At 69.4% G+C, this 25413-nt stretch carries 22 protein-coding genes; 17 read left to right on the top strand and 5 right to left on the bottom strand.

What is annotated here, in order from left to right:
• The first annotated feature begins 43 nt into the window (after window positions 1–43).
• The 9 genes from AC4PMY_RS00110 (at window position 44) to AC4PMY_RS00070 (ending at window position 11203) form a co-directional block, all read left to right on the top strand.
• Window positions 44–2065, top strand: a complete 2022-nt coding sequence (locus AC4PMY_RS00110) for a beta-N-acetylglucosaminidase domain-containing protein (protein ID WP_491621715.1) — start codon at window positions 44–46, stop codon at window positions 2063–2065.
• Complete coding sequence (locus AC4PMY_RS00105; protein WP_491621714.1) at window positions 2062–3084, top strand: Gfo/Idh/MocA family protein; 1023 nt, start codon at window positions 2062–2064, stop codon at window positions 3082–3084. Before AC4PMY_RS00110 ends, AC4PMY_RS00105 begins: the two co-directional genes overlap by 4 nt.
• Window positions 3081–4109 carry a Gfo/Idh/MocA family protein gene (locus AC4PMY_RS00100; protein WP_491621713.1) on the top strand — a complete coding sequence of 343 codons (1029 nt, stop codon included), beginning with the start codon at window positions 3081–3083 and terminating at the stop codon, window positions 4107–4109. Before AC4PMY_RS00105 ends, AC4PMY_RS00100 begins: the two co-directional genes overlap by 4 nt.
• A gap of 37 nt (window positions 4110–4146) precedes the next feature.
• The gene (locus tag AC4PMY_RS00095; RefSeq protein WP_491621712.1) at window positions 4147–5076 is read left to right on the top strand and encodes a WcbI family polysaccharide biosynthesis putative acetyltransferase; all 930 of its coding nucleotides are present in this window, start codon (window positions 4147–4149) and stop codon (window positions 5074–5076) included.
• A complete protein-coding gene (locus AC4PMY_RS00090; RefSeq protein WP_491621711.1) occupies window positions 5073–6383 on the top strand; it encodes a glycosyltransferase family 2 protein in 1311 nt (436 codons plus the stop codon). Before AC4PMY_RS00095 ends, AC4PMY_RS00090 begins: the two co-directional genes overlap by 4 nt.
• Before the next feature lie 111 nt (window positions 6384–6494).
• A complete protein-coding gene (locus tag AC4PMY_RS00085; RefSeq protein ID WP_491621710.1) occupies window positions 6495–7394 on the top strand; it encodes an SDR family oxidoreductase in 900 nt (299 codons plus the stop codon).
• Window positions 7391–8785: an alpha/beta fold hydrolase gene (locus tag AC4PMY_RS00080; protein ID WP_491621709.1), complete on the top strand. Its 1395-nt coding sequence runs from the start codon at window positions 7391–7393 to the stop codon at window positions 8783–8785. The genes AC4PMY_RS00085 and AC4PMY_RS00080 overlap by 4 nt, the downstream gene beginning before the upstream one ends.
• Entirely contained in the window at window positions 8782–10329 is a 1548-nt protein-coding gene (locus AC4PMY_RS00075) for a GMC oxidoreductase (protein ID WP_491621708.1), read from the top strand. Before AC4PMY_RS00080 ends, AC4PMY_RS00075 begins: the two co-directional genes overlap by 4 nt.
• A 175-nt stretch (window positions 10330–10504) precedes the next feature.
• The gene (locus tag AC4PMY_RS00070; RefSeq protein ID WP_491621707.1) at window positions 10505–11203 is read left to right on the top strand and encodes a hypothetical protein; all 699 of its coding nucleotides are present in this window, start codon (window positions 10505–10507) and stop codon (window positions 11201–11203) included.
• A gap of 66 nt (window positions 11204–11269) precedes the next feature.
• Here the strand turns inward: AC4PMY_RS00070 and AC4PMY_RS00065 are convergent, their stop codons facing one another.
• Window positions 11270–12214 (bottom strand): GNAT family N-acetyltransferase, encoded by a 945-nt coding sequence (locus AC4PMY_RS00065; protein WP_491621706.1) that lies wholly within the window; start codon window positions 12212–12214, stop codon window positions 11270–11272.
• A 104-nt stretch (window positions 12215–12318) separates the two neighbouring features.
• Window positions 12319–13224 carry a LysR family transcriptional regulator gene (locus tag AC4PMY_RS00060; RefSeq protein ID WP_491621705.1) on the bottom strand — a complete coding sequence of 302 codons (906 nt, stop codon included), beginning with the start codon at window positions 13222–13224 and terminating at the stop codon, window positions 12319–12321.
• A gap of 149 nt (window positions 13225–13373) precedes the next feature.
• Here AC4PMY_RS00060 and AC4PMY_RS00055 point away from each other — a divergent pair, with 149 nt between their 5' ends.
• The 4 genes from AC4PMY_RS00055 to AC4PMY_RS00040 all read left to right on the top strand — a co-directional run bounded on the left by AC4PMY_RS00055 (window position 13374) and on the right by AC4PMY_RS00040 (window position 18254).
• The gene (locus AC4PMY_RS00055; protein ID WP_491621704.1) at window positions 13374–14528 is read left to right on the top strand and encodes a tyramine oxidase subunit B; all 1155 of its coding nucleotides are present in this window, start codon (window positions 13374–13376) and stop codon (window positions 14526–14528) included.
• An 86-nt stretch (window positions 14529–14614) separates the two neighbouring features.
• Window positions 14615–15874, top strand: coding sequence for an ammonium transporter (locus AC4PMY_RS00050; protein WP_491621703.1), 1260 nt, complete (start codon window positions 14615–14617; stop codon window positions 15872–15874).
• Window positions 15871–17025, top strand: coding sequence for an FAD-dependent oxidoreductase (locus tag AC4PMY_RS00045; RefSeq protein ID WP_491621702.1), 1155 nt, complete (start codon window positions 15871–15873; stop codon window positions 17023–17025). Before AC4PMY_RS00050 ends, AC4PMY_RS00045 begins: the two co-directional genes overlap by 4 nt.
• Window positions 17022–18254: an allantoate amidohydrolase gene (locus AC4PMY_RS00040; RefSeq protein ID WP_491621701.1), complete on the top strand. Its 1233-nt coding sequence runs from the start codon at window positions 17022–17024 to the stop codon at window positions 18252–18254. The genes AC4PMY_RS00045 and AC4PMY_RS00040 overlap by 4 nt, the downstream gene beginning before the upstream one ends.
• Window positions 18255–18275: 21 nt before the next feature.
• Here AC4PMY_RS00040 and AC4PMY_RS00035 read toward each other — a convergent pair whose 3' ends face one another.
• The 3 genes from AC4PMY_RS00035 to AC4PMY_RS00025 all read right to left on the bottom strand — a co-directional run bounded on the left by AC4PMY_RS00035 (window position 18276) and on the right by AC4PMY_RS00025 (window position 20982).
• On the bottom strand, window positions 18276–18761 hold the full coding sequence (locus tag AC4PMY_RS00035) for a DUF4396 domain-containing protein (RefSeq protein ID WP_491621700.1): 486 nt from the start codon (window positions 18759–18761) through the stop codon (window positions 18276–18278).
• A gap of 92 nt (window positions 18762–18853) precedes the next feature.
• Complete coding sequence (locus tag AC4PMY_RS00030) at window positions 18854–19750, bottom strand: esterase/lipase family protein (RefSeq protein ID WP_491621699.1); 897 nt, start codon at window positions 19748–19750, stop codon at window positions 18854–18856.
• 26 nt (window positions 19751–19776) lie between these two features.
• Window positions 19777–20982, bottom strand: coding sequence for an ROK family protein (locus AC4PMY_RS00025; protein ID WP_491621698.1), 1206 nt, complete (start codon window positions 20980–20982; stop codon window positions 19777–19779).
• 226 nt (window positions 20983–21208) lie between these two features.
• Here AC4PMY_RS00025 and AC4PMY_RS00020 point away from each other — a divergent pair, with 226 nt between their 5' ends.
• The 4 genes from AC4PMY_RS00020 to AC4PMY_RS00005 form a co-directional block, all read left to right on the top strand.
• Entirely contained in the window at window positions 21209–22507 is a 1299-nt protein-coding gene (locus AC4PMY_RS00020; RefSeq protein ID WP_064293872.1) for an extracellular solute-binding protein, read from the top strand.
• Window positions 22504–23415 carry a carbohydrate ABC transporter permease gene (locus AC4PMY_RS00015; protein WP_079002413.1) on the top strand — a complete coding sequence of 304 codons (912 nt, stop codon included), beginning with the start codon at window positions 22504–22506 and terminating at the stop codon, window positions 23413–23415. The genes AC4PMY_RS00020 and AC4PMY_RS00015 overlap by 4 nt, the downstream gene beginning before the upstream one ends.
• On the top strand, window positions 23415–24308 hold the full coding sequence (locus AC4PMY_RS00010; RefSeq protein WP_064293707.1) for a carbohydrate ABC transporter permease: 894 nt from the start codon (window positions 23415–23417) through the stop codon (window positions 24306–24308). Before AC4PMY_RS00015 ends, AC4PMY_RS00010 begins: the two co-directional genes overlap by 1 nt.
• 65 nt (window positions 24309–24373) lie before the next feature.
• On the top strand, window positions 24374–25413 hold a 1040-nt coding region (locus AC4PMY_RS00005; protein ID WP_491621697.1), incomplete at its 3' end, for an alpha-amylase family glycosyl hydrolase.

The raw sequence follows: 25413 nt of genomic DNA, 5'->3' as shown, positions 1-25413 counted from the left end.
CCCGCGTCAACCGTCATCATCAATCAGGAGACGAAGGTCCATCGTGTCACGAAGCACCAGGTCGGCCGAGCAGACCGACGCGTCGGACCCTGACCTCCCGACCGGGATCGTCGAGGGCTTCTACGGCGACCAGTGGACGCACGACGAGCGGCTTGCGGCGATCGACTTCCTCGCATCGACCGGTGGCCGACTGTACCTCTATGCACCCAAATCCGATCCGTTCCATCGTGATCGCTGGCGTGAGCCGTACCCACCCGAGGCGGCCGCCCGTCTCGGGCTCCTCGCGGACCGCGCCCGGTCCGTCGGGGTGCGGTTCGTCTACGGACTATCGCCGGGACTGGACATGCGGTACTCCGACGACGGCGAGCATCGTGCGCTCGTCGCGAAGGCGTCGTCGCTCATCGCCTGCGGCGTTCAAGACGTCGCGCTCCTCTTCGACGACGTCCCCATGGGGATCGACGATGCGGACGACGCGATCGAGTTCGGCACCGGGGGTGGCGGGTTGGGTGCAGCGCACGGCTCGACGGTTCGTCGATTCGCCGGTTCGGCGGTGATCCGCGAGCACGCCACCGGGTCGGTGTTGGTCTGCCCGACGGATTACGCCGGAACGGCCGACAGTGCCTACCGCGACGCGCTGCGGAAGACCCTCCCCGGCGACGCCGTCGTCCTCTGGACGGGATCCGACATCGTCGTCGGCTCCATCACGGAAGCGGAGACGGAAGCGGCGTCGCGGAGTTACGGTCGTCCCGTCATGATCTGGGACAACTTCCCCGTGAACGACTTCGATCGCTCCAGACTCTTCCTCGGCCCGCTGCGGAACCGCCCACGCGCGACCGGCTCCGACCGACTCGTCGGACTGCTGTCCAACCCGCTTGTGGAGGCGGCCGCCTCCCGGTTCTCGCTCGCCTCGGTCGCCGACTGGGGTTCGGACCCCCTCGGCTACGATCCGGACCGTTCGGCGGAACGGGCCCTTCACCGCGTCGCGGGAGGCGCTACCGACGGTCTCCGAGCGTTCGTCGAAGCGTGCTCGACCTGGCCACCATCCGCCGACCGCCACCCGCGGCTTTCCCGTGCAGTCGACACAGCGGACGATCCTGCGTCGCGCACCGTGATCCGGGAGGTCCTGTCCGCGCTGGCCGCGACCGACACGGCCGACGCGCCAGACGACCTGGCGGCGGCACTCCGACCCTGGACCATCGCCGCACGTGACGGCGCCGCGGCCGGGCTCGCTGCGTGCGATCTCCTCGACCTCGTCCAGTCGACGAGGAACAGCGACGACGGCGCGACGGAGCGGCGCCGCAGTGCGTCGGCCGGGCGGCTTTCGACGCTGTGGTCCCGGGCGACCTCGCACTACCCGGACGTACTGCGCTCGTCCATCGGCGCCCTCGTGGAGACGGCTCGACGGACGGTCGGCCTCACCGAACCGGCCTGCTCCGGCGCGGTCGACGGGCTGCGTGTCCTCCTCGTCTCCGGAGCCGGCCCGACGCCCGGGGACCGCGAGCTCGCCGAGCATCTCGGAGCCCGAGGTCACGCCGTGACGGTGTTGGCGGATCCCGACGGCACCGAGGTCGCCGCGGCCGACGTGGTCGTCGTCGCCAGAACCGCCTCGGAGTCCGCCGCCGCGTCACTCCGTGAGGCTCCGGTCCCCCTCATCGCGTGGGGCCACCTCGTCGCCCTCGGTCTGGGCTCCGATTCCGCCGTCCTCCTCGCCGCGGAATCGATCGACATCGTCGACGCCGACGATCCGCTCGCGGCGGGCCTGGAGGGGCGGGTCGCGGTCTATCGCGGGCCGGCCAAACTCACCTGGTGCGAGCCCGAAGGCTCCGCGGTGGTGGTCGCGCGCGAGGCGGGCGGGGGTCACCCCGTCATCAGCCGGTTGGCGGCCGGCGAACCCCGTTCCGACGGACGCCCGGCCCCTGCGGCCCGGGTCTCGTTCTTCCTCGGCGCCGACGGGTTCGCGCCGTGGCTCGTCTCCCCGCAGACGAGAGCGCTCGTGGACGCTGCCGTCTCACACCTCGCCCACCCTTCCAACCCGGTCCATCCTCCAGAGAAAGAACGAGCATGAGTACACCCCTCTCCATCGCCGTCGTCGGCTTCTGGCATGTGCACGCCGACGATTACGCCGCCGAGATCGTCGCGCATCCGCAGACGACGATCACGGCGGTCTACGACCCGGATCCCGAGGTGGCGGAGGCGGCCGCGGAACGCTGGGCCGTCGAGGCCGTCACCGACCTCGACGCCCTCCTGGCGAGAGACGACCTCGACGGCATCACGGTGACCACCGCGACGACGGCGCATGTCGACGTGATCTCCCGAGCCATCGCCGCGGGCAAGCACGTCTTCACCGAGAAGCTCCTGGCGCCGACGGTCGAGGAGTGCGAGCGGCTCATCGCCGCCGCCGAGGCCGCCGGAGTGGCCCTCGTCGTGTCCCTCCCACGGCTGAACGAGGCCGCGACGCTCGCCGCCGAACGCGAGCTCGCCTCAGGCGCGCTCGGCTCACTGACGTACTCCCGGGTCCGGCTCGCCCACGACGGATGGATCAGCGGGTTCTTGCCCGAACGGTTCGCCGTGGCGGAGGACGCCGTCGGAGGCGCCCTCGCCGACCTCGGGTGCCACGCCGTCTACCTCACGCGTCTCTTCCACGGTGCCGACCCCGTCAGCGTGCAGGCCACCTACCAGCGGTTCACCGGACGAGCCCTCGAGGACAACGCGGTCGTGACCGCCGATTACGGTGACGGAGCGATCGGCGTGATGGAGTCGAGTTTCGTCACGACGCCGGGTGCCTACGCGTTCGAACTGCGCGGGACCGAGGGCTCGCTCGTCTTCGGCTTCGGGGGTGGCGGTCTCCTCGCGAAGGGCACCGGATACGACCCGGAGGCCTGGACCGAGGTGGTCCTGCCACCCGATGAGCCGACACCGTTCGCGGCCTGGGTCGAGCAGATCCGACTCGGGACACGCGATCCGGAGCATCTCACCACCGCGACGGCAGTGACCCGCGTGGTCGAAGCCGCCAACCGTTCGGCCTCGACGGGCGTCTCCGTCCCGCTCGAGACCGTTCTCACCACAGAAGGAGCACTCGCATGACCAAGCTCAGGATCGGTCTCATCGGAGCCGGCGGCATCGCCGGAGCCCACGTGGCGGGCTATCGCCGCAATCCGGACCTCGTCGAATTCGTCGCCGTCGCGGACCCCGTCGCCGCCAACGCCCTGAAGCGCGCGGAGGGGACGTCGGCCCGCATCTACGCCGACTACGACGAGCTCCTCCGCCAGGACGACGTCGACGCGGTGGACATCTGCCTCCCGCACCACCTCCATCGCGACGCGATCGTCGCGGCGGCCCGTGCGGGCAAACACGTGCTGTGCGAGAAGCCCCTGTGCCTGACCATGGAGGAGGCCGCCGATGTCGACCGAGCCGTCCGCGAGTCCGGCATCACGCTGATGTGCGCCCACAACCAGCTCTTCCTGCCGGCCGTCGCGAAGGCGCGGGAGCTCATCGACGAGGGCGTCCTCGGCCGGCTGTTCGAAGTGCGCACCACAGATTCGTTCTTCAACGACTTCGATCCGGAGTCCATGGGCTGGCGCGGGGTCGCCCGCACGAGCGGAGGCGGGGAGTTGATCGACACGGGCTACCACCCGAGCTACCTCATGCTGCACCTGGCCGGAGGATCCCCGGCGGAGGTCACCGCCATGCTCTCGACCCATCGCCTCTCCTTCATGCAGGGAGAGGATTCCGCGAACGTCCTCGTGCGTTTCGACAACGGGGTGGTCGGGAGTCTGACGACGAGCTGGGCGTACGAGCCGGCGGCGGGGACCGAACGGTTCTCGGTCGTCGGCGAGCTCGGCTCACTGACGAGTGACGGGACGACCCTCAGCTACCGACGGCGCGGGGACGCCGAGGACACGGTCCTCGCGTTCGAACCCGTCCACGAGTTCCAGGCGGAGGTCGCCCACTTCGCGAGGAGTGTGCTCGAGGGGACCCGCCCGATCCAGACGGAACAGGAGGGGACGGAGGTGCTGGCCCTCATCCTGTCGGCGTACGAGTCCGCGGCGACGGGGACGACCGCGGAGGTCCCGACCCTGGCGCGATCGGGGGCCGGCAGCAGCGCCTGAGCGCTCGTGCATACCGGGGACGGTATACGGTCGAAGCATGACCCACACCCTGGAACCGGGCACGACCGCTGCGCCCGCCGGGTCGCCGATCGAGGCACGCCGCAGGCACTACGCGGAGTTCTACGGCCTCGCACCCCTGCCGACGGCGTTCGGTGTGGTGCTCGGCAACTGCCAGGCGGAATCGCTCCGGACGGTGATGGATGCTCCGGATCGCCGGTTCGTGCGCGTCCCGGCCGTGCACGAGATGACCGCCGAGGACGCGGAGCGACTGCACGAGGTGGTCGGTGCCGCCCACACCGTGGTGTCACAGCCGATCCGGGACGACTACCACGGTCTGCCGCTCGGCACGCGTCAGGTGACGGCGTCCACGAGCGGGCGTGTGCTCACGGTGACTCCGGTGCGCTTCGGCGGTCTGCATCCGTACCAGGCAGCCATCCGCCTACCGGCGTTCGAGGTGAACCTGCCGATCGTCGACTATCACGACGTTCGGACACTCGCAGCCGCTGCCGGGCTTCCGATCGCCTCGGCGCTGTCCCCGGACGCGGTCCGGGCGGTCGGCGGCGCCTCCGTCGACGAGTTGCGCAGGCGTGAGGCGGCCACGGACATCCCCGTGTCCGACCTCTTCGACTCGGTCACCGCCGACCACGCACGGACCGTCAACCATCCGGGGAACGCGATCTGGCTCCCGCTCGGTGCCCGGGTCCTCGACCTCCTGGGTGCCACCGGTGGTGTGAGCGATCCCGGGCGCCCGCTGCTCAACGGGGTGCACGCGCCGCTGCTGCCGGAGGTCGTCGAGGCGTGGTCGCTCACCGCGGTGCCTCGCGACCAGTGGATCGTGGACGGTTTCGAGGTCGCCGATGATGAGGTCCGAGCAGCGCACTCCCGCTGGTACCGGTCCCACCCCGAATTCGTCGCCGCCGCCGTGGAGCGGCTCGCGCCCCTCCTCGCCGTCTGGCGCCAATCGTGACCGCCGCACCTCGCCCCTGGGTCGTCGGGAACCGATGGGACACCCTCGACGGCGTCCGGCCCGACCCGTTGCCGCGCGTGTCCGTGATCGTCGCGCACTACGACCAGCCTGGCGAGCTCCGACGGACCCTGCACGCCCTCGCCGCGCAGGACTACCCGCGCGAACTCCTCGAGGTGATCGTCGCCGACGACGGGTCACCGGGCGACGTCTCGGTGCCTGAGGACGTGGTCCTCGTCCGCCAGGAGGACCACGGCTTCCGGCTGGCCGCCGTCCGCAACCTCGGTGTGCGGGCGAGCACCGGCGACGTGTTGTGCTTCCTGGACGCGGACACCTCGCCGGAGCCCGGGTACGTGCGCGAACTCACCCGCCTCCCCGCCCTGCTCCCGGATGCCGTCACGGTGGGACGTCGGCGCCACGCCGACTTCTCCGGGACCTCGCCGGAGACGCCGGTCGCGGAGGCCGCCTTCGGACGTGGACTGGCCGAGCCGGCGTGGCTGGCCGAGGAGTACGAGCGGAGCCGTGACCTGCGGGATGCCGACGACCGCTCCTACCGGCTGATGATCGGCGCGGTCATCGCGTGCTCGCGGAAGCTGTTCGACGAGGCCGGCGGGTTCGACGAGTCCTTCACCTCGTACGGCGGCGAGGACTGGGAGTGGGCGCACCGCATGTGGCAGGCGGGTGCGGTCTTCGCGCACGTGCCGGCGGCTGTGGCCTGGCACGACGGTCCCGAGTGGGCGGAGCGCGACGGTTCGGGTATGGAGCGGGCGAACGCCCAGACCATGCGGTTGCTCTCGTCGATCCCGGTATCGGGTTCCGCGCCGCGGGCACTCTGGACGGACGCGGTCGATCTCGTCGTGAGCCTGCGGGGGACCCACCCCGCGGCAGCGCGGTTCGTGGCTGCGGACTCGATCCTCACCGCCTTCCCTCGGGCTCGGGTCGTGCTCGAGGAGGGCGGGGCGGACGAGTTCGGTGGAGATCCACGGCTGCTCGGACGGGGGAGCGTCGTGGACTCCCGCGTGATCTGGGAGCTCGACCACCCGGTCGTGATCCTGGACTCGACGTGGATCGTCGACCTCGTCGACCGGCTCGGCAGCGGCGACGTCGGCACCGTCGACCTCGTCGACAGCGATGGCTCCTCGCTCGGCCGCCTGCGTGCTCGGCGTGCCATGCGTCGAGCATCGCGCTGGGGCACGCCCGACGCCTTCGAGACGCAGCGGGTCGTCGCCGACGGCATCCTCCCCCTCCGGCCCGATCCCCGGGTCGCGGCGTGGGTCGGCGGCTGGGGCGGACCCACGTCCTTCAGCTGAAGCGGTCGCGTCGTTACGGTCCGGACCGGTTTCCGCCCAACCACTGCACCACCTGCCGTGCTGAGTGCAACCCCACCGGTTCCGGCCTGCGTCTCGTTTAGCGTGGTCGTCATGTCTCCGCGCGACCAGTATGAAGTGACCAACCCCGTGACCCAGTACGACCGGGTCGAGCCACCGCTGCAGCATCAGCCGGAGCCCGGCGTGCAAGCCAAGATGACCCCCGTGCCCGACCTCGGAGAGGCGAGCTACCGGGGGAGTGGACGCCTCACCGGCCGCAAGGCGCTGATCACCGGGGGCGACTCCGGCATCGGCGCGGCCACCGCGATCGCGTTCGCCCGCGAGGGCGCGGACGTCGTCATCGTCCATCTCCCCGGCGAAGAGGAGGACGCCGAGCACGTCCTCTCGCTCATCGCCGACGCCGGGCGCCGGGGCAAGGCGGTCGTCGCCGACGTCTCGCAGCCCGACCAGTGCCGCCGGCTCGTGTCAGAGGCCGCCGAGTTCCTCGGCGGCCTCGACATCCTGGTCAACAACGCCGGCAAGCAGATCGCCGTCGACCGGGTGGAGGACCTCAGCGACGAACAGTTCGAGGAGACGTTCCGCACGAACGTCTTCGCGAACTTCTGGATCACCAAGGCGGCACTCGCTCACCTGGGCGAGGGGTCGAGCATCGTCAACACCGCGTCGCTCGAGGCGTACAAGCCGTCACCGGACCGCCTCGACTACGCAGCGACGAAGGCCGCGATCAACAACCTCTCGAAGGGGCTCGCGCTGCAGCTCGCCTCCCGGGGCATCCGCGTGAACGTCGTCGCCCCCGGCCCGGTGTGGACCGCGTTGCAGGTCTCCGACGGCGTCTCCGACGAGCAGATGACGAACTTCGACGACGAGAACACCTACCAGCGCGCTGGCCAGCCCGCCGAGCTCGCTCCGGCCTACGTCTACCTCGCATCGGCCGAGTCCGGCTACGTCTCCGGAGCCACGTTGAACGTCAACGGCGGCATGGTCACCCCGTGACGGCGGCTGACTGCACGGTCTTCTTCCTCCCCGGGCTGGGCCTCGACGCGACCGCGGTCGCACCCGTGGCCCGAGCACTCGACGAGCGGTTCCGGGTGATCCCGGTCGAGTTGCCCGGCCAGGGTGACACGGTCGATGCGACGGACGGATCGGTCGCGTCCCAAGTCGACGCGGCACTCGCCGTGATCGCGGAGCAGGCCGACGGCGGGCCCTGGATGCTGTGTGCGCACAGCATGGGCGGCAAGGTCGCGGCCGGGATCGCCGCCCGGATCCGCGACGGCGACGTGCCGGTCTTCGGCCTCCTCGGAGTCGTGCTCCTGGCGCCGTCGCCGGCCACCCCTGAGCCGATGCCCGACGCGAAGCGCCACCAGATGCTCGGCTGGGTCGAGGACGGACTCATCTCCGAGGCGGACGCTCGGACCTTCGTCGACGACAACGTGGGCGCGCCCCTTCCGGCCGAACTGCAGGCGGTCGCGGTGGCGTCCGTGCAGACGATGTCGCCCGTCGCGTGGCGACGATGGCTGGAGCAGGGCAGTCTGGAGGACCTCTCCTCGTCGATCGGGACCCTCGACCTGCCGTGCGTCGTGCTGGTAGGGGAGGAGGACGAGGCGCTCGGAGCCGCTGCGCAGCCCGAGTTACTCTCGGGCGTCTACCCCCGCGCACGATTCGTGCCGCTCGCCGGCGCGGGGCATCTGCTCTCCTTCGAGCGCCCCGTCGAGGTCGCTCGGGCGCTCTCCGAGCTGTGGGACGAGATCGTCGCGCACAGCGCGATCGTCCCGGCCGAGTGGGGGCGCGTCATCGCGTCCCCGCGGACCACGCCGCGGGTGCGGAGTGCGTTGGCACGACGCGCACTGCCAGACGACCCGCGGTACCGACCCCGCGTGCTGAACGAGGACCAGCTGAACCTGCTCCGCGCCGTCGCGGACCGCCTCGTCCCGCAGCCCGCAGGCGGGCGGATCGACCTCGCTGCACGGGTCGACGCCGACCTCGCCGCGGGCGGTGGCGACGGGTGGCGCCCGGTGGGAGGGCTCACGGACGACGAGGCCTACCGCGTCGGACTGGACGACCTCGGAACCGCCTGGCCGCAGTCGCCCGACGACCAGGATGCGTTCATCGGCGCCGTGATCGACGGGCGAGGCGTCGCCGGAGGCAGCATCGACCCGGACGATCTGCGCCGCTGGTTCGAGGACCTCCGCGTGGACGTCGCCCGCGAGTGGCTCATCCATCCCGCGTCGTTGGCGCGAGTCGGGTACGACGGATTCGCGACCGGGGCCGAGGACGTCGACTTCGCCGGCTACCACGAACTGGGTGCCGGCACCCGAGATGATTGGGAGCCCTCCGACCTCGGCGTCGGCGCCGCACCCGCTGAGAAGCAGGAGGATGCTGCGTGAACCTGGACACCATGAAGACCTACGACCTCGACGACAGCGTCGACGTCGTCGTGGTCGGTACCGGCGCGGGCGGTGCACCACTGCTCGCGCGACTCGCTGCGGCGGGACTGCGCGTCGTCGCCCTCGAAGCGGGGCCGAACCACGATCCTGCCGAGTCCACGCCGGACGAGGTCGACGCGACGACGATCAACTGGATGTCCAGCCGGTTCAGTGGTGGGGATGCTCCGACGGCGTTCGGCCCGAACAACAGCGGTTTCGGCGTCGGCGGTGGCACCGTCCACTGGGGCGCGTTCACCCCCCGTCCGGACGCCCGTGATCTGCGTCTGCGCAGTGAGACCGGGCTCGGCCGCGACTGGCCCGTCGACCATGCGGAGTTCATCCGCTACGTCGAGGAGGTCGAGGCGACCATCGGCGTCTCCGGCCCGACGCCGTACCCCTGGGACCCGGCGCGCACCTATCTGTACGCGCCGCCGAAGCGCAACGCTCCGGCGGACCTCATGGCGAAGGGCGCCGAGGCACTCGGCATCCGGGCGACCGACGCTCCGGCGGCGATCATCACGCGGGACCGCGATCAACCGCACCACGGGCTGCGGCGCGCCACGACGAACGTCGGCTCGATCCACCAGGGGGAGCGCCACGGTGCGAAGGCGACGACCGCCATCACCTACCTGCCGGCTGCGGTCGCGGCGGGGGCGGAGATCCGCCCGGACGCCGTCGTGCACACCATCGAGCGTGATGTCCACGGTCGGGTGACCGGCGTCGTCTACCGCCAGGACGGAGTCGACCGTCGGCAGCGCTGCGAGGTGCTCGTCCTGGCCGGTGGCGGGGTGGAGACCCCTCGGCTCCTGCTGCACAACGACCTCGCGAACGCGAGCGGGCAGGTCGGACGCAACTTCCTGGCCCATGGCGCGGTGCAGGTGTGGGGACGGTTCGACGAGCAGATCCGCGGCTACCGCGGCTACCCGTCGGCGCTCATCACCGAGGACTTCGTCCGCCCTGAGGGCGCGGACTTCGCCGGAGGCTACCTGTTGCAGAGCCTCGGCGTCATGCCCTTCAACTATGCGACGACCCTCGTCCGCGGCGGCGGCCTCTGGGGCTCCGAGCTGGTCGACGAACTCGACGCGTCTCGGTACAACGCCGGCATCGGGATGAACGCCGAGTGTCTGCCCGCCGACGGCAACCGGCTCGAGCTGTCGTCGGAGGAGGACGAGTGGGGTCTCCCGCGCGCGACCATCTCGTTCTCGCCCGGCGACAACGAGCAGGCCATCGACCAGCACGCCATCCGCACGATGACGGACATCCTCACGGCGGCCGGGGCGCGGAGCACCAGGGTGCTCGCGCGGACGGCGCACACGCTCGGCACGTGCCGGATGAGCGACGATCCGAGTGACGGCGTGGTCGACGGGGATGGGCGATCGCACGACATCGACAACCTGTGGATCTGTGACAACTCCACGTTCCCGAGCGCGCTCTCCGCGAACCCGGGTCTTGCACAGATGGCGTTGTCGCTGCGCACCGCCGACCGGATGCTCGCGGCACGGTGACGGCCACAGCACGGCTCGGCGAGGAGTCGGACCGTGCTGTGGCGCCGTGACGCACAGCAGCAGTGGGCCGAGGCGCTTCGCACCTTCATCGATGCGCAGTGAGATGAGGCCGTGCGGACGGTTCTGGGCGGCCGTGTCGCCTTCCCCTGGCCCGCGGTCGGCGTAAGGTCGGCTTATGCACCCCGAGCGAAGCCGCCAGCCGGCCGGGCGGCGAGCACCATCGAGGCCGCCGGCCGCGTCATCCACGGCGGCAGCCTGGAACGCCTCCCTGCTTCGAGCCGAGGCGAGGGCGTGGATCGGTGCCTCGGAACAAGGACGACGACAGCCCGAAGTCTCCGACGTCGCACTGGAGGTCCTGCTCCGGGAGTACGAGCGACCTGCGCGCTTGCTCCTCGGCCTCGCCGCCGCCGTGACGTTCGTCGTTTCCGCCACCCTGTCCGTGGCGACCGTGACGGTCTTGAATTCGTACTCGGCGGAGGCAGGGGCTGGCAGCCTGGGTATCGTGCTTTTCATCGGACTGGTCTTCGTGTTGCCGAGCGCCATCGTTTTGCTCCTGCTGCAGGTCTCCGGGTACCGAATGACCCGTTCCATCGCGGCGTGGTCCGGTGCGACACCGCAGACCGCCGGCAAGCCGGAGGCCCCTACCAAAGTGGCGGACGCCGTCGATCGTCGGGAATCGGTGGCGTTGCGCGCCCTCTTCCTGACGGTCTCGGGGGTCGGGATCGCCTGCACGGTCGGTGAAGCCTTCTGGCTGTCCTCCGCCGAAGGCGGGTCGTTCGTGCTGCCACTCGTCGTCGCTGCGGTCCTGCAAGCGATCATCTGGCTCGCGGTCTGCGCCGGGGTCGTCCGCGTACTGCGGTCGTCGCGGGTCTGACGAGCGCGACGGTCGACCGTGTCGCGGTGCTCAGCTGACTCGGTCGGAACCGAGCCCGGGGCGAACCTACTGCTCGTGAACGATCCGAACGCGCTTGACCGAGAAACCGGCTCGATCGAAGGCGCCGCGCATCGGGGTGTTCGCGGCGTCCGTGGTGCCGACGATCCGGTCCTGCCCCGACCCATGGTGCACGTGGACCATCTCCGCCAGGAGGTCGTGCACGTACCCGTGTCCGCGGTGCTCGGGCAACACGCCCAGATAGCTGATGCTCGCGTCGTACGCCGTCCTGGTCGGGATGATGAACCCGACGGTCGTCCCATCAGGCAGCTCTGCGACCCGCCAGGCGTCCCGTTCGCCGGGGAGCGATCGGTAGAACGCCAGGTCGTCGTCCGCGAGCGCCTCGAGTCCTCCGCGCGCGACCATGTCCTGCGTGTGCGCATCGAGGGTGCCGGTCGCGACCAGGGCGAACAGCTCGTGGAACGCGTCGTCCGCGGCGGCGACGAAACGAAGGCGCTGTGATCGTGCCGGCACCGGATCGGAGGTGGACCTCGCGAAACTGACCCGCTCGGTCGTGCGCGAGAACCCACCGGCGCGTGCAGCCTCGTGGCGCCACCGCACCGCCTCCACGCTCGCAGCGTCATCCGCCCAGGCAGGGGAGACGTCGACGTTGAACTCCAGTGCCGGTCCAGCGCCGAAGGCGTCCAGTCCGGCGCGGATGAGCGCAGCGCCGACACGTTCGGGCTCCGCGACTTCGACCGTGGTGGTGAGGCAGTCGAGCGTGGCGGGCCGGTTCGCATCCGCCTGGCCCCACCAGAGTGCTCGTGCCATCGGTCGACCGTCCTGCTCGGCGATCCACGACCACTCCGGTCGATAGTTCCGACTCGCGAGTTCGGCGGTCAGCCGTTCCGGGTCGATCCAGGCGACGGATTCGTCGCAGCTCCACGCTCGCAGGAGGGGGACGTCGTCCGGAGTGGCTCGTCGGATGGTGAAGTCGTCGCGGGTGTCGGTCATCGGTTCCAGCTTGGACAGGGTCGACTCGTTTGTCCAGGTCGGACAGGAACACCGGGGCTACGCCGTCGAGACGGGAAGCGGACGCGCGGTGTTCGAGTGGGCCTTCACCCGAGCTGTGCGGCCGCGTCGCGGAGACAGGCGATGAACGCGTCGTGGACCGGGCTGTCGTCCGTCCGTTCCTGACGAGCGGCCAGCAGGCGTGTCGTCGGCGACCCGGCGAGCGGCACGACGACGATCGACGGCGGCACCAGCTGCCGCACCGACTCGGGCAGGATCGTCGTACCGACGCCGGCCGCGACGAATCCGAGGGCGGTCTCCTGATGGACGACCTCCTCGACCACCTGGGTCCGACTCGACGTGCCGAGGACCTCCGCGACGCGGTCCACGAATCCCGGCATGAGCGTCCGCGGGTAGGAGATCATCGGGACCTCCATGAGCTCCTCCGCGGTGACCTCGGGTCGCCCTGCCAACGGGTGACCGACCGGGAGGCATGCCACGAGACGCTCCTCGAAGACGACCTCGGTCGTGAGCGCGGGGGAGCTGTCGGACGGCGCCTGCGGGACCTCGTCACGGACGATCCCGACGTCGAGGGTGCCGTCGCGGAGCCGGTCGAACTGCTCTCCTGAGGTCAACGGCACCAGGCGCAGCGTCACCCCGGGGCGGCTCGCCCGGAACAGCTGCACGACGCCGGGGAGGACCGTGTAGTTGGCCGAACTCACGAACCCTGCGGTGAGCTCCCCGGCGAGACCGTCGACGAAGTCGCGCATCTCACTCCGGACCGTGTCGAGCTCCTCGACGATGTGTCGCGCCCGCGCCTGGAGGTGTCGTCCGGCGGGGGTCAGCGCCACCCGCCTCGTCGAACGGTCGAACAGCGCGGTGCCGACCTCCTGCTCGAGTCGTGCGACCTGGACGCTCAGCGGTGGCTGCGACATGTGCAGCCGTCGGGCGGCACGACCGAAATGGAGCTCCTCGGCGATGGCGAGGAAGTAGCGCAGCTGGCGGAGCTCCATCCCATCGACGATACGACCCGCGTATTACCGCGCTGTTTCGTCTAGATTGCGAGCGAAACGCTCTCAATCGAGGTTCGAATCGGTATTTGACCAGGACGATCGCGACCGTGTTCGCTGAGGACCACACACCCCGACCTGGAGGACCACCCGTGACCGCAGACGCTTCCCCGAACACCCGGATCGACATGCTCTACCTGAGCGAACCGGAGGTCATCGCCGCCGGCATGAAGGACATGGCCCACTGCATGGAGGTCATGGAGGAGGTGTTGGTGCTCGTCGCGAAGGGTGACTACCGGATGGCCGGCCCGACCGCCAACTCGCACGGAGCACCGATCGGGTTCCCCGCCACCTCAACGTTCCCCGGCATGCCGCTCGACGCCGCCGACCGCCGGTTCATGGCGATGCCCGCCTACCTCGGCGGACGCTTCGACACCGCCGGCGTCAAATGGTACGGGTCGAACGTCGACAACCGCGAGCGGGGCCTCCCGCGCTCCATCCACCTCATCGTGCTCAACGACAAGGACACCGGCGCGCCCTACGCGATCATGTCCGGCAACCTCGAGAGCGCCTACCGCACCGCTGCTGTGCCGGGAGCCGCCGCGAAGCTCCTGGCACCGGTGGACGCGAAGTCGCTCGGCGTCATCGGGCCCGGCGCCATGAACAAGAGCGCCCTGCACGCCATGACCACCGCCCGTCCCTCGCTCGACACCATCCGCATCCACGGGCGCCGCCGGTCGACCTCCGAGGCGTTCGCCGACTACGTCCGCGCGCACTACCCGCAGTTCACCACGATCGAGATCGCCGAGACGGTCGAGGCCGCCGTGCGTGACTCGGACATCGTCTCCGAAGCCGTCACCGGCCTGGTCGGCTCGGAGAACTACCCGTTCATCGACGGCGACTGGATCAAGCCCGGCGCGTTCCTCAGCCTGCCCGCCAATCTGCGCATGGACAAGGAGTACACCCTCTCCGGCAAGGCGCGCCTCATCGCCGACGCGAAGAAGATCTACGAGGCGTGGGCCGAGGAGTACCCTGCGCCGTCGCACGAGACCGCGTTCGGGATGATCGGCCTCCACTGGCAGGACCTCATCGCGACCGGCGAGCTCGACGAGTCCCGCGTGGTCAACATCGGAGACGTCTTCGACGGGAACGCCGTCGGGCGCGAGTTCCCCGAGCAGCCGGTCCTCTTCAGCGTCGGTGGGATGGGCGTCGAGGACGTCGCGTGGGCGAAGACGATCTACGAGAACGCCGTTGAGCAGGGGATCGGCACGAAGCTCAACCTCTGGGAAGCCCCCGATCTGGCCTGACCGCCGACCGGCACCGACACCTGTTCCGCCCGAACCCGACGCTGTGGCCGCCCGGCCGCTGTGCACCTCGAACGATGGAGTGATTTGTGGACGCTGGAAACGTCGCCTGGATCCTGACGAGCTCGGCGCTCGTCGCCCTCATGATCCCGGCCCTGGCTCTGTTCTACGGCGGGATGGTCTCGTCCCGCCGCATCCTCAACATGATGATCATGTGCTTCGGCGGGGCCAGCCTCGTCGCGTTGCTCTGGGTGGCCTTCGGGTACTCGCTCGTCTTCGGTGACTCCGTCGGCGGGCTCGGACTCATCGGGAACCCGTTCGAGTTCGCGGGGCTCGACCAGGCACTCGCCGACGACCCCGATGCCGGCATCCCGCTCGCACTCTTCGCGGCGTTCCAACTGCTGTTCGCGGGGGTGACGACGGCACTCGTCGCGGGTGCCGCCGCCGGCCGCATGAAGTACGGCGCGTGGTTGTTGTTCGCCGGGCTCTGGGCGACGCTCGTGTACTTCCCGGTCGCGCACTGGGTGTTCGCCTTCTCGAACGACACGGCGACCGGTGGATGGATCGCGAACACCCTCGGTGCCGTCGACTTCGCCGGTGGGACGGCCGTGCACATGAACGCCGGCGTCGCGGCGCTCGCACTGGCCCTGGTGCTCGGCAAGAGCAAGGACTGGGGTGGCAAACTCCGCCCGCACAACCGCCCGCTCGTCCTCGTCGGCGCCGGGTTGCTCTGGATCGGTTGGTACGGCTTCAACGCCGGCTCGGCGCTGGCAGCCGGCAATGCGGCGAGCGTCGTGTTCCTCAACACCACCGTCGCGGCCTGTGCCGGCCTCATCGGCTGGTCCATCGTCGACCGACTCCGCCACGGAGCGGTCACGAGCCTCGGCAGCGCATCGGGGATCATCGCCGCCCTCGTGGCGATCACCCCCGCCTGCGGCGCCGTCTCGCCCATCGGTGCGATCATCATCGGGGCCATCGCGGGCGTCGTCTGCTGCCTCGCCATCGAGTGGAAGTTCCGGCTCGGGTTCGACGACTCCCTCGACGTCGTCGGGGTCCACCTCGTCGGGGGCATCATCGGGACGCTCCTCATCGGGGTGTTCGCGACGGATGCGGCTCCGAACGGACGCTCCGGTCTGCTCTACGGCGGCGGGTTCGAACTGCTCGGCGTGCAGACGATCGCGACCGTCTCGGTCCTCGCCTACTCGTTCATCGTCACCTGGGTGATCGCGAAGCTGATCCAGATCACCATCGGTCTGCGGATCCCCGAGGAGCACGAGGTCGCCGGGATCGACGAGCACGCCCACGCCGAGCGCGCCTACGAGGACGAAGACCTGGAAGCACGCGCATGACCAGCGTCATCGTCGTCGGAGCCGGGCTCGCCGGTGCTGCGGCGGCCTGGCGCCTCGCCCAGGCCGGGCACGACGTCACCGTCCTCGAGCGGAGTCGTCCGGCCAACGAGTGGGGATCGTCCCACGGATCGGCCCGGATCTTCCGCTACGCCTACCCGGAGGCGTCCTACACCCGTCTCGTCCTCGCGGCGGCATCAGGGTGGGACGAGCTCGGCCTGGAGCACGGGCGTCCACTGATCACGCGGACGGGTGCGCTCGACTTCGGGACGACCCGTCGCCCGGAGCACCTCGCGTCGGTGCTGGCGGAGCACGGCATCGATCATGAGCTGGTCTCCCGAGACGAGGCCAGTGCCCGTTGGGACATCGGCTTCGACACGCCCACCCTGTGGCATCCGGGAGCCGGCGTGATCGACGCGGAGCAGGCGGTGATGGCGATGCTCGAATCCGCCGTCCGCGCCGGGGCCACGGTCCTGAACGACTGGCCGGTCGAGCGGGTCGAGCGGACTGCCACCGGGTATCGGGTGCTCGGGTATGGGGGGAGGGCGTTCGATGCGGAGCAGGTGGTGGTCGCAGCCGGGGGCTGGCTTCTGGACCTGCTCGGCGACCTCGCGCTGCCGGGAGGGTTCCTCGACGCGTTCCCGGCCCTCGAGGTCCGTCAGGAGCAGGCGTATCACTTCCCGTATCGGGACCGGATCGGCGTCGACGCGGAAGGCCCGGCACGATCCGGAGCCGTGTGGCCCACCTTCATCCACAAGTCCGAGCGGACGCAGGTCTACGGGCTCCCCGGAGGCCGCGACGCCGAGTGGCGTGGACAGAAGGTCGCCGAGTACAACGGCGGCAGGCGCATCCCCTCGGCCGCCGATCATGACGGCGTCGTCGACGACGCGAACCGCCGACGGGTCGTCGCCTACGTCCGCGAGTTCCTCCCGAGCCTCGTCCCGGAACCGTATGCGGAGACGACCTGCCTGTTCACGAACACCCCGACGGAGGACTTCGTCATCGACCGGGTCGACGGGATCACGGTCCTGGCGCCCTGCTCCGGCCACGGTGCCAAGTTCGCCCCGCTCATCGGCGAATACGCCCTCGCTCTGGTCGAGGGCCGAGACACTGTGCCGGCGATGTTCCGACCGAGCCTGGCAGCGGTCCGGTGAACCGCGACACCGTGGTCTCCCTCCTGGACGAGATCGCGGGGATCGGTCTGGATGCGCGTCGGGGAGGCTACTCGCGGCCCGTCTACTCCACGGCCGAACTCGAGCTGCGGGAGTGGTTCGTCGGTCAGGCCGAGCGCCGTGGCCTCGACGTGGACATCGACGGGAACGGGGTCGTCCGCGCCTGGTGGCATGTGCCGTCCCGTTCGACGGCGGGTGCGGTGGTCACCGGGAGCCATCTCGACTCGGTCCCCGGCGGTGGCGCCTACGACGGACCACTCGGGGTCGCATCGGCGTTGGTCGCGATCGATCACCTGCGCTCGCGTGGCTTCGAGCCGGCCAAGCCGATCGTCGTCACGGTCTTCCCGGAGGAGGAAGGCTCGCGCTTCGGCGTCGCTTGCCTCGGCTCGCGGCTCCTCACCGGTGCGATCAGTCCGGAGCGGGCCCTGGCCCTGCGCGACGTGGAGGGCGACACGTTCGCCGAGGTCCTCGCACGCAATGGTGTCGATCCGCGGGGTGTGGGGCCCGATCCGGCCGGGCTCGGAGCGATCGACGCGTTCGTCGAGCTCCACGTCGAGCAGGGGCGGGCACTGGTCGACCTCGATCGCCCGGTCGCGATCGGCTCGAGCATCCTGGGGCATGGACGGTGGCGGGTGTCGATCCGCGGTGAAGGAAATCATGCGGGGACGACGCTCATGCAGGATCGACGGGACCCGCTCCTCGCGGCTGCGCGGATGATCACCGAGATCCGCACGATCGGACTGGCGACGCCTGACGCTCGGGCGACCGTCGGCCGGGTGCTCCCGTTGCCGGGAGGCACGAACGTGATCGCGTCGAGCGTGGACTTCTGGATCGACGTCCGCAATCCCGACGACACCGTGACCGCCGCGATCGTGGCGGCGATCACCGATCGCCTGTCGCTCATCGCAGCGGAGGAAGGATGCATGGCCGCGATCACCGAGGAGTCGTTCAGCGCCACGACCGACTTCGACCCGTTCCTCCGCGGGCGCCTCGAACGGATGCTGCCGGAGGCGCCCGTGCTCGGTACCGGCGCGGGGCACGACGCCGGAGTGCTCGCGTCCCACGCACCGTCCGCGATGCTCTTCGTCCGGAACCCGACCGGCGTCTCCCATTCGCCGGAGGAGTACGCCGAGGACGCCGACGCCGAGGCCGGTGCCGTGGCACTCGCGGACGTCCTGGAGGGACTGGCGGTCGGCGTCGGGACCACCTGATGGCCGACAAGCCGAGGGACGTCAGTGGTGGAGTTCGTGGACGACGGCGTGCCCCTTGCCGCGGCTGATCAACCAACGGTTGACCGGTGTGGTGACGACGAAGGCCAGGGCGAGAGCGGCGACCAGGGAGCTCCAGAAGAGGCCGCTGGTGAGGCCGGCGTCCATCGCTCCGGGGATGGCGAGCATCGCGGTGTTGTCGATGATCTCCATGACCGCGATCGACACGGTGTCCGCCGCCAGGGCGACACCGATGGCGGCGCGCCAGGACAGGCCCGCGCGGAGCACGCCGCGCATCGTGAGCGCGTAACCGAAGACGAACGCCAGTGCGATCGAGAGCACCACGGTCCCGAGATTGTGCAGTCCGAGGCCGGTGCCGATCACCATGCCCAGCACCTCGCCGATGGCACAACCGGTGAGGCAGTGGAGGGTGGCGGTGGCCGCCATCCGCCAGGAGGTCGCATTGTCGGATGCTTGGCCGTGGTGGTGGTGGTGGGCCTGGTCGCTCATGAGCACTCCTCCGGTTCGTTCATCAGCCTGAACAGTACCCCTCCGGGGTATATTCCCGACGTCTGACTCACTGCGAGGACGTCGATGCCGGCTCAGGACGCGAGCGCCTCGTCGACCACGGCGAAGACCTCGGGATCCCAGGTGAGCGCGCGCTCCCATGGGAGGTCGAAGGCGTCGGCGAAGAAGATGCTGTGGACGTCGTCCTCGAAGGAACGGCGGACCACGCGGGGGAGGACGTCGACCGGGACGTCGTCGGCTCGAGCGCTTCGCAGGGCCACCAGACCGTCGTGTGGCCACAGCTGTCGCGGTTCGGCTGCCGTGTGGAAGTGACCCGCACCGACTGCCGTGACGGCGACGTCGTCGAGGAACCCGAGCTGCGTCGTGTTCCAATCGCGCAGGAACCGGCGTGAGACCTCGTCGGCAGCGCCCTGTGAATTCTCGGCGGCATAGTCCCTCGACCGCTCGAGGATCGTCGTGGTCCCCGCATCGCCGTGGGCGTCGTGGACCGAGACCTCGCCGGTGAGCACGTCGCCGAGGAGCGATCCCTCCCAGGGGGTGCCGAGGGTGACGAGCCGGCCGATCGACGGGCCGGAGTCGCGCAGCTCGCGGATCGCGGCACGAGAGAAGAGACCGCCCATGGAGTGGGCGACGAGGTCGACGCTCGCGAAGCCGTGTTCCTCGGACAGCCACCGCAGGAACGCGCCCAGGCTCGTCCCGCCGGCGTCGATCCCACCGACGGCGTTGACGGTCACCGCGGCGGGAAGTACGATCGGGACGTCGGCGAACCCCTGCCAACCCGTGTCCTCGTGCACCTCCCCGGCACCGATACGTGCCGGTGCGGTGAAGACCGGAACCTCCCGCCCGAGCAGGTGGGCACGCAGCGCGGTGAGGGTGTTCCCGGCGGCGAGGCCGGAGCCGGCGGCATGGTCCGGACTCGTGAACGGGGTCACGGCCGCACCCCCTGACACGAGGACGATCGCATCGGCCATGGTGCTCCTTCCGGCTGGCTACGACGTCAGCGTACTGGTCGGGCGAGGTCGATCCGCAGTGCGTTGCGACGCACGTCGTCGATCGCGGTCGCGACCGCGCCCTGCGCCACCATGTCGGCGCCGAGTTCCGACGCGACGAGCTGGGGTGGTTCAGCGCTCATGTAGCCGGGGATACGCTCCGACGCGACCGCGAGCAGCTGCGACATCGACGGGGAGATCCCACCGGCGAACACGATGCGCTCCACGTCGAGCAATCCGCCCAGGATGGCGCTCATCCGCGCGATGCGATCACCCATCCGGCGCACCAGCTCGAGCGCGACCGTGTCGCCCTGGTCCGCCGCAGCGAGGACCGACTGCGCATCCACCTGCGCGACCGGTATGCGGCTGAGTGGGCTGCTCTCCGGAAGCCCGCCGCTCTCGCGGTACTCGCGACCCCAATCGCGCAGGAGCGCGGCGATGCCTCGCGATGAGCCGACGCCGTCGACGAGATCGAGGAGGTGCAGCTCGCCCGCCCGGCCGCGACCGCGGACGAGGCGACCGTCGACGACGTATCCGGCGCCGAGCCGCTCGCCCGTGACCACCGTGATGTAGGAGTCGACGCCGACGCCGGCACCGATCGCGCCCTCGGCGACGGCGGCGAGGTTCGCGTCGTTGTCGGTGACGACCGCGCAGCCACGGTCGCGGATGCGCTCACCGAGCCGAGGGTTCATCCGATCCCAGAAGACGTTGCCCTCGGGGGACCGCCCGAGCGCGTCGATGGGGGCCGGGACGCCGAGCACGATGCAGAGCGGCGGCTTCGTGCCGCACTGCCGCACGGCCTCATCGATCGCCGCGTCGACGGCGTCGACCCGGGCCTCAGCGGTGGCCGCCGGATCGACGGTGTGGTGCGACCTCGCGAGTTCCCGACCGCGCAGGTCTGCGGCGATGGCGGTGATGGAGTGGGCTCCGGCGTCGACACCGACGACGATCCCGGCATCGATGCGCAGCTCGTAGCGACGGGCGGGTCGACCTTTCCGATAGGCGGCACCGGCCTGACGCGCGTCATCGAGCTCCGTCAGCCAACCCAGTCCGATGAGTTCGTCGGAGAGCGTGATCGCCGTCGATCGTGACAAGCCGGTGGCGGAGATGACGTCGGCTGCGGTGAACGCGGACGACGCCCAGGCGTGATCGAGGACGGCGGTGATGCTGGAGGAGCGCGGCTCCACTGCCCGCTCCGTCGTCGTCGCTTCCATGACCGACAACGATATCCACGATCCGCCGGTCGCGCGCGGATGCCGAGCCGGGGGAGAGCGGCACGGCGCGCAGAACCGTGAACGATCACGGTGTCGGACCCGTGGCTGTCGTGACGGAACCGGTGCTTGACCAGACGTCGAACGGATGGCAGAGTTTCCGTCATCAGTTGATTTACTCTCTGTATTTAGTCAGCGGATCCATCGAGGGCTCCGCGGAAGGACAATGATGTCGAACCCACTGAAACGCGCGATACGCGCCACGGCCGGAGTGGCGGGTGTGGCGCTCCTGGCCAGCGTCCTCGTCGGTTGCTCGAGTGATGGCCGGGAGACCATCCATTTCACGTTCAGCAAGCGTGAGGCGTTCACCTTCATGAATCAGGCCGTCGCGGACTACAACGCCTCGCAGCAGCAGTACGAGGTCGTCATGGACACCTCGGGGCCCGATCCGCTCGCGGCGAGCTTCGTCCGTGGCAACCCGCCGGACCTCATGCTCTCGAACTACAACCACGAGGTGTCGCGTTTCGTCGAACGGTGCGCGCTCTCCGACCTGTCCGACACCACGGCGGCAGCGTCCATCCGCGACGACCTCCAGCCGTTGCTCGACCAGTACGGCGTCTGCGAGGGACGCACGAGCGCGTTGCCCTACTCGGTGATGGCCGCCTCCGTCATCTACAACAAGACGATCTTCGCCGAGTACGGCCTCGAGGTGCCGACGACGTGGAGTGAACTGATCGCCGTTTCCGACACGCTGAAGGCGGCCGGCGTTGCGCCGTTCTACGCGACGTTCGCCGATGCCTGGACCGCCAACCAGGGCTGGTTCGACTACTCGGTCGGCGGCGCCGTCGACATCCCGGACTTCTACGACCGGCTCGCGGAGGAAGGCACCGAGGTCGGACCGGATGCTCCGGTCTCCTTCGAAAAGGACTTCCTGGAGCCCGTCGAGAAGATGCAGTTGCTGGCCAAGGAGTACACGCAGGCCGATGCGCCGAGTCGCACCTACGACGCCGGTAACGTCGCCTTCGCCGAGGGCAAGGGCGCCATGTACCTGCAGGGCCCGTGGGCGTTCAGCCAGATCGCACTCACCGCACCGGACCTCGACCTCGGGACCTTCCCGCTGCCGATGACCGAAGACCCGAAGGACCTCAAGGTCCGGGTGAACCTCGACCTCGTCACCATCATCCCCGAGGAGGCGAAGAACCCCGAGGGTGCCCGCGACTTCCTCGAGTACCTCTTCCAGCCGGAGGTCATCCAGGCCTACAACGAATCGCAGCTCGGGTTCGTCCCGACGGACGACGGCAAGGCTCCCGACGACCCGCGAGTCGCAGGCATGATCCCGTACTACGACGCCGGCGCGTTCTACCAGGGCCCGGGCGTGCTCAACCCCCGCGCCATCCCGACCGAGAACTACGCGCAGTCGCTGGTCCTCGGCACCAACGCGGCGTCGATGCTCCGCACCATGGACGCGGACTGGGCGCGACTCGCGTTCCGACAGCCGCCCGTCGCGAGCAAGGAGGGTTCCGAATGAGCGCCACCACATCGATCGTGACCGGGGGCAACCCGAAGGTCCGACGCAGCACCAAACGGGTCGAACCGATCTACTACTTCTTCCTGTTCCCAGCCGTCATCCTGTTCACGCTCGCGATCACGCTGCCCGGCGTCGTCGGCATCTTTTTCAGCTTCACCGACTCCATCGGGATCGGCGACTGGGAGTTCATCGGCTTCACGAACTACATCGCCGCGTTCAGCGATCCGGCCATCCTCACGAGCTTCCTCTTCACCTTCGGGTTCTCGCTCGTGACGGTCATCGCGGTGAACGTCATCGCGTTCCTGCTCGCGGTCGGCCTGACCGCGAAGATCCGCTTCAAGATGGGACTTCGCGGGATCTTCGTCATCCCGATGGTCATCTCGGGCATCATCATCGCCTACGTGTTCCAGTTCCTCTTCATGAACTCGGTGCCGGCCGCCGGCTCGGCGCTCGGGATCCCGTTCCTCGAGACGAGCATCCTCTCGAACCCGGACCTCGCTTGGCTCGGCATCGTGATCGTGACCGCCTGGCAGTCGATCCCCGGCACGCTGCTCATCTACATCGCAGGTCTGCTCGCGGTCCCCGGTGACGTCTACGAGGCGGCGTCGCTCGACGGCGCGAACAAGCGCCAGCAGCTGCTGCGGATCACCCTGCCGCTGGTGATGGGATACGTCGTGATCAACGTGATCCTCGGCTTCAAGAACTACCTGAACGCCTACGACATCATCGTCGGCCTGACCAACGGTGGCCCGGGCACCTCCACACGGAGCATCTCGATGACGATCATCCGCGGGTTCCAGACCGGTGATTACGCCTACCAGATGGCCACGGCCACCCTGTTCTTCATCATCACGATCATCATCGCCCTCGTGCAACTCTCGGCGACGCGCGGAAGGAACGCACTCTGATGGCCACGCCAACCGTGCTCAGCACCCAGTCCATCACCACGGCGAACGCCACCCCGAAGCAGCGGACCAGGGGAGAGCGGGTGAGCTGGTCGACGACGATCATCCTGCTGCTCTGCGCTGTGACCGTCCTGCTGCCGCTCTACGTGACGATCTCGATGGCGTTCAAGACCGACACCCAGTCGGTCGACGGCAACGCCTTCTCGCTCCCGGCACCGTTCAGCATCGACGGCTTCGTCCAGGCGTGGACGCTCACGAAGTTCCCGGTCGGCTTCGCGATGTCGCTCCTCGTCACCGCAGGGACCGTGGTCGCGACGATCATCCTGGCCTCCTTCGCCGCGTACGCGATCGTGCGCAACTGGGATCGCCGACTGTTCCGCTTCTCGTTCTTCTACCTGCTCGCCGCGATGTTCATCCCGTTCCCGGTCGTCGCCCTACCGCAGATCCAGCTGACCGGTCGTGTCGGACTCGACAACCCGTTCGGGGTGATCATCCTCGCCACGATGTTCCAGCTGAGTTTCAGCGTGCTGCTCTTCACGGCGTTCCTGCGGTCGATCCCGATCGAACTCGAGGAGAGTGCGCGCATCGACGGTGCGAGCACCTGGCAGACGTTCTGGAAGCTGATCTTCCCGCTCCTGGCTCCCATGAGTGCCACGGTCGGCATCTTCGCGTTCCTCTACGCCTGGAACGATTTCATGATGCCGTCGCTCATCATCTCGGACGCGGGACTCCAGACCCTCCCGGTGCGACAGAACCTCTTCCAGACCCAGTTCAGCAGCAACTACAACGTCGCCTTCGCCTCGTACCTGATGGCGATGGCCCCCGCGATCATCGCCTACCTGTTCGCGCAGCGTTGGGTGATGTCGGGCGTCACCCAGGGTGCCGTCAAGGGGTGACCCGTCCGACCGACCGACAGACACCGGACCCATCCACCACGAGAAAGCCCGAGGACCACGCCGTCATGACCAACGCACTACTCGTCGACACCGACACCGACACCGAGTCCGCCGACGCCCGGCGGACGGCCGACGCCACCTGGTGGCGTCAGGCCGCCGTGTACCAGATCTACCCGCGGAGCTTCGCCGACGCGGACGGGGACGGTCTCGGCGACCTGCCGGGCATCCGCTCCCGGGTCGACTACCTCGCCGAGCTCGGGATCGACGCGATCTGGCTCAGTCCGTTCTATCCCTCGGCGCTGTCCGACGGCGGGTACGACGTCGCGGACTACCGCGACGTCGACCCGCGGCTCGGCACACTGGAGGACTTCGACGAACTCATCGCCGCACTGCACGAGCGCGGTATCCGGGTCATCGTCGACATCGTGCCGAACCACACCTCGGATCTGCACGCGTGGTTCCAGGAGGCGCTCACCGCCGGTCGCGGGTCGGTGGCTCGCGACCGGTACGTCTTCCGCGAGGGGAAGGGCGCATCAGGCGAGGAACCGCCCACCGACTGGGAGTCGGTCTTCGGCGGCCCCGCCTGGGAGCGGGTCGAGGACGGCCAGTGGTATTTCCACAACTTCGCCACCGAGCAGCCGGACCTCAACTGGGACCACCCCGAGGTCCGCGCCGACTTCCTGAAGACCCTGCGGTTCTGGTCGGATCGCGGCGTGGACGGTTTCCGGATCGACGTCGCACACATGCTCACGAAGGATCTCTCCGAGCCGCTGCCGAGTCGTGCTGAACTGGATCTCATGCCACAGGACGGCAATCATCCGCTGCTCGACCGCGACGACGTGCACGAGGTGTACGCCGAGTGGCGGCGGGTGTTCGAGGAGTACGACCCGCCGCGCACCGCCGTCGCCGAAGCGTGGGTGGGTTCGCCCGAGCGTCGGGCGAAGTACGCATCGGCGGACGGGCTCGGCCAGGCCTTCAACTTCGACCTGCTCGAGGCGGACTTCGAAGCCGCCGAGTTCCGCACGGTCATCACCGACAACCTGGCGCAGGGGATGTTCTACCTCATGCGCTTCCTCCTGGGTGTCGCCGAGGCCGGCTTCATCCC

This window comes from Plantibacter sp. MDV22-iso1 (genome assembly GCF_058408345.1).
Note: the sequence above shows the minus strand (reverse complement) of the source record. Positions and strands in the feature narration are given on the sequence as shown.

What these genes read in the sequence shown, in the direction of transcription:
- AC4PMY_RS00095 (WP_491621712.1), top strand. Translation starts at nt 4,147, where the DNA reads ATGACCCACACCCTGGAACCGGGCACGACCGCTGCGCCCGCCGGGTCG.
- AC4PMY_RS00025 (WP_491621698.1), bottom strand. Translation starts at nt 20,982, where the DNA reads ATGGAAGCGACGACGACGGAGCGGGCAGTGGAGCCGCGCTCCTCCAGC.
- AC4PMY_RS00035 (WP_491621700.1), bottom strand. Translation starts at nt 18,761, where the DNA reads ATGAGCGACCAGGCCCACCACCACCACCACGGCCAAGCATCCGACAAT.
- AC4PMY_RS00070 (WP_491621707.1), top strand. Translation starts at nt 10,505, where the DNA reads ATGCACCCCGAGCGAAGCCGCCAGCCGGCCGGGCGGCGAGCACCATCG.
- AC4PMY_RS00105 (WP_491621714.1), top strand. Translation starts at nt 2,062, where the DNA reads ATGAGTACACCCCTCTCCATCGCCGTCGTCGGCTTCTGGCATGTGCAC.
- AC4PMY_RS00020 (WP_064293872.1), top strand. Translation starts at nt 21,209, where the DNA reads ATGTCGAACCCACTGAAACGCGCGATACGCGCCACGGCCGGAGTGGCG.
- AC4PMY_RS00030 (WP_491621699.1), bottom strand. Translation starts at nt 19,750, where the DNA reads ATGGCCGATGCGATCGTCCTCGTGTCAGGGGGTGCGGCCGTGACCCCG.
- AC4PMY_RS00015 (WP_079002413.1), top strand. Translation starts at nt 22,504, where the DNA reads ATGAGCGCCACCACATCGATCGTGACCGGGGGCAACCCGAAGGTCCGA.
- AC4PMY_RS00085 (WP_491621710.1), top strand. Translation starts at nt 6,495, where the DNA reads ATGTCTCCGCGCGACCAGTATGAAGTGACCAACCCCGTGACCCAGTAC.
- AC4PMY_RS00100 (WP_491621713.1), top strand. Translation starts at nt 3,081, where the DNA reads ATGACCAAGCTCAGGATCGGTCTCATCGGAGCCGGCGGCATCGCCGGA.
- AC4PMY_RS00045 (WP_491621702.1), top strand. Translation starts at nt 15,871, where the DNA reads ATGACCAGCGTCATCGTCGTCGGAGCCGGGCTCGCCGGTGCTGCGGCG.
- AC4PMY_RS00065 (WP_491621706.1), bottom strand. Translation starts at nt 12,214, where the DNA reads ATGACCGACACCCGCGACGACTTCACCATCCGACGAGCCACTCCGGAC.
- AC4PMY_RS00060 (WP_491621705.1), bottom strand. Translation starts at nt 13,224, where the DNA reads ATGGAGCTCCGCCAGCTGCGCTACTTCCTCGCCATCGCCGAGGAGCTC.
- AC4PMY_RS00010 (WP_064293707.1), top strand. Translation starts at nt 23,415, where the DNA reads ATGGCCACGCCAACCGTGCTCAGCACCCAGTCCATCACCACGGCGAAC.